Annotated in this window: 6 protein-coding genes; all 6 read right to left on the bottom strand. The window is 48.7% G+C overall.

Annotated elements, in window-relative coordinates; genetic code table 11:
* Positions 1–99: 99 nt before the first annotated feature.
* From yajC to ruvB, 6 genes are read right to left on the bottom strand one after another with little or no spacing between them, the layout of a single operon-like run.
* Entirely contained in the window at positions 100–411 is a 312-nt protein-coding gene (yajC, locus tag ACO9K6_RS13880; protein WP_424768159.1) for a preprotein translocase subunit YajC, read from the bottom strand.
* 14 nt (positions 412–425) lie between these two features.
* The gene (tgt, locus tag ACO9K6_RS13875) at positions 426–1,559 is read right to left on the bottom strand and encodes a tRNA guanosine(34) transglycosylase Tgt (RefSeq protein ID WP_424768158.1); all 1,134 of its coding nucleotides are present in this window, start codon (positions 1,557–1,559) and stop codon (positions 426–428) included.
* Between the two features lie 23 nt (positions 1,560–1,582).
* Entirely contained in the window at positions 1,583–2,629 is a 1,047-nt protein-coding gene (gene queA / locus ACO9K6_RS13870; protein ID WP_424768157.1) for a tRNA preQ1(34) S-adenosylmethionine ribosyltransferase-isomerase QueA, read from the bottom strand.
* Positions 2,630–2,639: 10 nt separating this feature from the next.
* The gene (locus ACO9K6_RS13865) at positions 2,640–4,760 is read right to left on the bottom strand and encodes a SpoIID/LytB domain-containing protein (RefSeq protein WP_424768156.1); all 2,121 of its coding nucleotides are present in this window, start codon (positions 4,758–4,760) and stop codon (positions 2,640–2,642) included.
* 31 nt (positions 4,761–4,791) lie between these two features.
* Positions 4,792–5,214 carry a thiol-disulfide oxidoreductase DCC family protein gene (locus ACO9K6_RS13860; RefSeq protein WP_424768155.1) on the bottom strand — a complete coding sequence of 141 codons (423 nt, stop codon included), beginning with the start codon at positions 5,212–5,214 and terminating at the stop codon, positions 4,792–4,794.
* Between the two features lie 2 nt (positions 5,215–5,216).
* Positions 5,217–6,218, bottom strand: coding sequence for a Holliday junction branch migration DNA helicase RuvB (gene ruvB / locus ACO9K6_RS13855; RefSeq protein WP_424768162.1), 1,002 nt, complete (start codon positions 6,216–6,218; stop codon positions 5,217–5,219).
* Positions 6,219–6,229: the final 11 nt, after the last annotated feature.

Here is a 6,229-nt window from a genome sequence, read left to right as displayed (position 1 = left end):
GCAAAAAAAAGTTGGACGGAAAACATTACGTTTTTCCGCACAACTTTTTTTGTTTTAGAGACTTATTGGACAGCCCCTTCTTTTCATTCTCTTTTTTAATTACTCTTTTTCCAATGCTGGAGCACTTGATACAATCGTGTTGATTGCGCTGCGCTCAAATGTCATTTTTGTTGTATCATTTACACGAACTACGACTGTATCATCAGTCAGTTCTGCAACTGTTCCATGCAGACCGCCAATAGTCGTAATTTTATCGCCTTTTTTGATCTGGTTCAGCATAGACGTACGCTGCTTCTGTTTCTTCTGCTGCGGACGAATAAGTAGGAAATAAAATACCGCAAACATAAGAATAAACGGCCAAATCATCGTCCAAATGTTCCCTGCTCCTGCTGCTTCTCCTGCTAGCCACATAGATATCCCCCCTTTCAAAATCCTTTCTCATTATCGAACAGGCCGTAGCTTGTGAAGAAGGAATCCCGGAAATCAAGAAGCCGGTCCTCCATAATCGCTTGCCGGACGTCCCGCATGAGTTGAAGTAAGAAATGCAGGTTGTGATAAGTCGTTAGACGCATACCAAACGTCTCATCCGCTTTAATCAAATGCCGTATATAAGCACGAGAATAGTTCGTGCATGTATAACAAGAGCATTCCGGATCAAGCGGGCCAAAATCCTCGGCGTACTTCGCGTTGCGAATAACTAATCTGCCTTGGCTTGTCATCGTTGTCCCATTTCGGGCAATTCGAGTAGGAAGAACGCAATCGAACATATCGATTCCTCGGATAGCGCCTTCAATCAGAGCATCCGGCGATCCTACACCCATCAAGTAACGAGGTTTGCCTGCAGGCAGAATAGGAACTGTATAATCTAGCACATCATACATCAAATGCTTAGGCTCTCCAACGCTCAGTCCACCAATAGCATACCCCGGGAAATCCATGGAAGTCAAATCATTTGCGCTCTGAATGCGCAAATCTTTGTACATTCCGCCCTGCACAATAGCAAATAAGCCTTGATCATGCGGTCTAGCATGTGCTTGCAAGCAGCGCTCTGCCCAACGAGTTGTGCGTTCCAGCGATTTTTTTACATAATCATGCTCAGCCGGGAAGGGCGGACACTCATCGAACGCCATCATAATGTCTGAGCCGAGCGCATTTTGAATCTCCATCGCCACCTCGGGTGATAGAAACTTTTTGTCGCCGTTGAGGTGAGAGCGAAAGTGAACGCCCTCCTCTGTAATTTTGCGCATTTCACTAAGACTGAACACCTGAAAGCCGCCGCTGTCAGTCAGAATCGGACGATCCCAGTTCATAAATTTATGAAGTCCGCCTGCTTTCTTGACGATATCATGACCGGGACGAAGGAACAAATGATACGTATTGCTCAAAATAATATGAGCATCCATCGTCTTGAGCTCTTCCGGGCTCATTGTCTTCACAGTAGCTTGGGTCCCGACCGGCATGAATGCTGGCGTCTCTATGACACCATGCGGTGTGTGTACGCGTCCAAGGCGCGCCCCCGATTGCTTGCATTGTTTAATTAATTCATATTTGACAGCCACTTTTCACGCTTCCTATTCCTAAGTTAGTAAATAAACATTGCATCGCCGAAGCTAAAAAAACGATATTCCTTTGCAATCGCTTCTTCATAAGCCCGTATAACCGCATCACGCCCTGCAAGCGCACTTACCAGCATGACCAGCGTAGACTTAGGCAAATGAAAATTAGTCAGCAGCGCATTCACAAGCTTGAATTCATAGCCTGGAAAAATGAAAATGGATGTCCATCCGTTGCATGCCTCTATCGGCTTGCCTTCGAAGCGGGAAGCGACCGTCTCAAGCGTTCTCGATGAGGTTGTACCGACAGCAATTATACGCGCGCCGCTTTGTTTGGCTTCATTAATCATTCGCGCATTATGCTCGTCGAGCTCATAATATTCGGCATGCATTTCGTGATCCTCGACCAAATCGACGGACATCGGCCGAAAGGTTCCTAGACCCACGTGCAGCGTCACATAAGCGAGCTTAACCCCCTTCGCTTGCAGCCTGCTTAGAAACTCAGTGGTAAAATGCAGTCCTGCCGTTGGCGCCGCAGCGGAGCCTGCGTTCCTCGAATAAACCGTCTGGTAACGCTCGCGCTCCTCAAGCCTTTCTTTGATGTAAGGTGGCAAAGGCATTTCGCCGAGAAGATCAAGCAGTTCTTGAAAGATCCCCTCGTATTCAAAACGAATGATCCGCCCCCCCATCTCTCCTTCCTGCTCGATGACTCCTCGGAGCAGCGGATTTCCGTTTCCGTCATCGCCAAAGGACAGCTTCGTTCCTATCTTCAAGCGTTTGGCAGGTTTGCCCAGCGCATCCCATCGGTCTCCTGCGAGCTGCTTCAGCAGCAGCAGCTCGACCTTTGCTCCCGTATCGCTTTTCATGCCTATTAAACGTGCAGGGATGACTCTCGTATCGTTTAGTACGAGCACATCTCCTTCACCAACGTATTGCTCCAAATCTGTAAAGGTATGGTGCGTCAGCTCGCCTGTTTGTTTGTTTAAAGCAAGCAGTCTCGAGGCTGTGCGATCTTCTAACGGTGTCTGTGCGATCAAATGCTCCGGCAGTTCAAAATTAAACCATTCTACGTTCATATCGTTTTAATCATTCCTTAGCGATGGTTACATCTTTGTAGTAGTATTTCAAAATATTTTGGTAGTCATACCCTTGTTGTGCCAAACCTAACGCTCCATATTGTGATAATCCGACACCGTGTCCGTTACCTGTTCCAATGAAACGGAACCCTGGCTCCTTTGAAGCAGCCCGGATATTGCCGCTGCCGTCTACGATAAAATAGTTGGCGCTAGACGCTTCGGTTACCTTTCCGCCTGCGCTTATCGTATAAATAGGTGCGCTGTCCGTCTGCTTTGACCTTACAGCAGCCCCTGCACCACGCAGCTCAACTTTTGCTGTCTCATCAATTTGAAACAGTGTGCTCTGCAGGGAGCCTTGAACACCCAACGTTCCCCGCAACGAATCAGGATTGCTAATATCCAGCTTTTGCCCATTGGCTGTTACTTCAATGACTCGACCTGAGGGGCCACGCTGACTAACCTTCAGCGACCTTACTGCGGACGTAAGCGGCGTCTTTACTCTGGCATTAATTGCAGATAACATTTCTTGCGCGGTATAAGGTCCCCTTACCCACGACATCGAATTTGATTCGGTTGTTTTCTCCAGCACGACAACCTGAGCTCCGCTATCCACCTGACCAACAGGCGGAAGGGTATCCTGAATAACCGGATGCTTGCGTACCTTTGTTCCGTTTGTATTGACCTGCATCACTTGACTGCCTGCTGCAGTCGTCTTTCCTGTCTCATTGAGCAAATCCTCTCGGATATAACCGATTGTTCCACTTGGCAGAACGACTCTATACCACTTGCGCAACCCAGCCTCTAAAGCGCCGTCCGGGCTTTTAACCGGCTGCAAATAGGGAATGGAATTATTCCATGCCTCCTTCGCATCCGCTGTCATCCCGCCGGCATTAGCATAGTATAGAGCTTCAATTACTTTGCCGTTGTAGAGCGCTACTTCGCCTGCTGTGGCATCTACAGCTGCAATGGTGGAGGGAGCCTCTGAGCTAGTCCCGTAATAGGCCTGACTCAAGGTCGTATCCACGACATGGGCGATTTGGTAGCCGAAGCCCTTATTCAAGACGTAGGAGCGAGCAGCTACAGCCTGAGCCTTCAACGCCTCAGCGGGCCAAGAAGCATACATCTCGACTCCAACTACGGAATATAAGTAGTGTTCGAAGGACAACTCATTGACGACCGCCAAGCGGCCATTCAGCACGCTTAGCTCAAATAATCCACGATAAGTGCGATTGCTTCGCTCCATCAGCTTGATCGGATCAGCTCCTGCAGGCGTAATCGTTATCTTCGCATCGCCGCCTGCAAACGAATAAAGCTCTAGGCTGCTGCTCGCTGTACCGCTAATTGTGTGTTCACTTCTAAGCATCAAGTAAGGAGCTTGCTGATCAGCCGCTGTCAAACCGGCGCCGCCTTGTACATTTGCCGCCGCTAATTTTATTAAATCCAGCTCAGCTGAAGATACAGCGGCTCCTACCATTACGGAATAGTTTGTTATGCCTTTTTGCGGACTGCGGACTGTTACATACGCATCCAGACCAGCTGAACCGAAGGCTCTGGCCGCTGTTATTGCGGCAGCTTTACTTCCAAGCGGTCCTGTTTCGAGATGCAGCGGACCATGAAGCAACGATTGAAAGCTGCCAATAAGCCTCATCAACTCACTATCGGCTGACCATTTGGCTTGTGCAGCGGCTGCTTCTGCGGAGCTTTTATATGTACCCTCCAAAACCTGATAGGTGACTGCACCATTTTTGGAAAGCGAAACAAGATAGGCTGCTCCCTTCAATGCTTGTAATCTTTTGGTTGCTGCCAAAGCGGTTGCAAAATTAGTGCCTTCATATACTTTTACTTTATAATCATCTACCATGAACCTAGCTTGTTCCGCCCCAGCAATGCTAAACCAATCGCTAATACCACCAGGCTGTACCGTTCCAACCTTTATCCCTCCTGCAGACGAGAAGGTTGCTGCAGCTGTCGTGCTATCATATTTCCCAGGTAATTGCATAAACAATGCTACTCGAATTTGATCCAGCTTAGGGACAGCAGCGTGCGAAGGTGCCCCTCTCCAAGCTGAAGCAAGCAATAAAATCGTAATCGATAACATTACAGCTCGTTTAATGGACCGTTTAGTTGCCATGCTTTTCATTCTCCCTTCGATCTGAAGACCACTAGCAGCCTTGTATTGAACAGCTCTTCTCTGTTCTGCCAAACCAATCGTATCTCCGTTTGGCTACATAGCGGTACATCGCGTCAGCTAGCCGCTTCATCCCAGGTATTCGGTAAATGCCAGATATCCATCTGAATCCCTTCACCGTACGCAAAATCCGAATGACGCCATCTGCCCCCGCGTAGACATGACCTTGGTCATCGGTGACATGAATTTGCTCATACAATGTCTCAAGCTTTACTTGACGCAGGCCATGCATTAGCTGTTTGTCTAGTTCAGCCTGATCAAGCTGTTGAATAGGAATGAAATGCAGTTCAGCATAACTAGGCAGCTCTTTCAGCTTAGCAGTAGAGGCAAGACAAAGGTTGCAATAACCGTCATAAATGATGAACAGCTTCTCGAAGCGTCGAGGTTTATCGTTCATCGTTATCTCTCCGGTACGGGAATTCCTAAATGCCGATAAGCGCTATCTGTCGCGATACGGCCACGCGGCGTTCGCTGCAAAAAGCCGATCTGCATCAGGTAAGGCTCGTACACATCCTCAATCGTTTGACTTTCTTCGCCAATTGTAGCCGCAATCGTATCCAGCCCAACTGGCCTGCCTGAGAAGGTGGTCATCATTGCATGCAGCATTTTGTAATCGATATGGTCCAGCCCCATCGGATCAACCTGCAGCAGCTCGAGAGCTGAACGAGCGATATCATGCGTGATGACGCCATCTCCCCTGACCTGTGCGAAATCCCTAACACGCTTAAGCAAGCGATTCGCAATTCGCGGTGTCCCTCGTGAGCGCATCGCGATTTCTGAGGCTGCTTCGCCAACGATGCTTACATCCAAAATTTCAGCTGTCCTGGCAACGATAAAGGATAGCTCATCGACTGAATAAAATTCAAGTCTGCTAACGACGCCGAAGCGATCACGCAGCGGCGCGGAGAGAAGGCCAGCTCTGGTCGTCGCTCCAATCATGGTGAAAGGGGGCAAATCGAGTCGGACGGAACGAGCGCTTGGGCCTTTCCCGATCATGATATCGAGCGCAAAGTCCTCCATAGCCGGATATAGCACTTCCTCCACTGTACGATGCAAGCGGTGAATCTCGTCGATAAACAGCACATCGCCCTCCTGCAGATTAGTCAAGATGGCCGCGAGATCGCCAGGGCGCTCAATTGCCGGTCCTGACGTTGTGCGCAGATTAACGCCGAGCTCATTCGCAATAATATTGGATAAAGTGGTTTTACCGAGTCCCGGGGGACCGTACAGCAGCACATGATCCAATGCTTCCTTACGCATTTTCGCAGCTTCTATATATATTTTCAAGTTTTCTTTGGCCTTTGTTTGACCAATATATTCGGCCAAATAGCGGGGACGCAAGCTAAGCTCCACTGCCTGGTCCTCCATCATCAGGTTGGCGGAAATGATTCTATCATCCATCATTCGTTCAT

Origin of the sequence: Paenibacillus praedii, assembly GCF_049725345.1 — a bacterium.
Lineage (GTDB): Bacteria > Bacillota > Bacilli > Paenibacillales > Paenibacillaceae > Pristimantibacillus.
The sequence above is the reverse complement of the archived record's forward strand: the minus strand, read 5'-3'. Positions and strand labels throughout refer to the sequence as shown.

What these genes read in the sequence shown, in the direction of transcription:
- queA (WP_424768157.1), bottom strand. Translation starts at nt 2,629, where the DNA reads ATGAACGTAGAATGGTTTAATTTTGAACTGCCGGAGCATTTGATCGCA.
- ruvB (WP_424768162.1), bottom strand. Translation starts at nt 6,218, where the DNA reads ATGGATGATAGAATCATTTCCGCCAACCTGATGATGGAGGACCAGGCA.
- ACO9K6_RS13860 (WP_424768155.1), bottom strand. Translation starts at nt 5,214, where the DNA reads ATGAACGATAAACCTCGACGCTTCGAGAAGCTGTTCATCATTTATGAC.
- yajC (WP_424768159.1), bottom strand. Translation starts at nt 411, where the DNA reads ATGTGGCTAGCAGGAGAAGCAGCAGGAGCAGGGAACATTTGGACGATG.
- ACO9K6_RS13865 (WP_424768156.1), bottom strand. Translation starts at nt 4,760, where the DNA reads ATGGCAACTAAACGGTCCATTAAACGAGCTGTAATGTTATCGATTACG.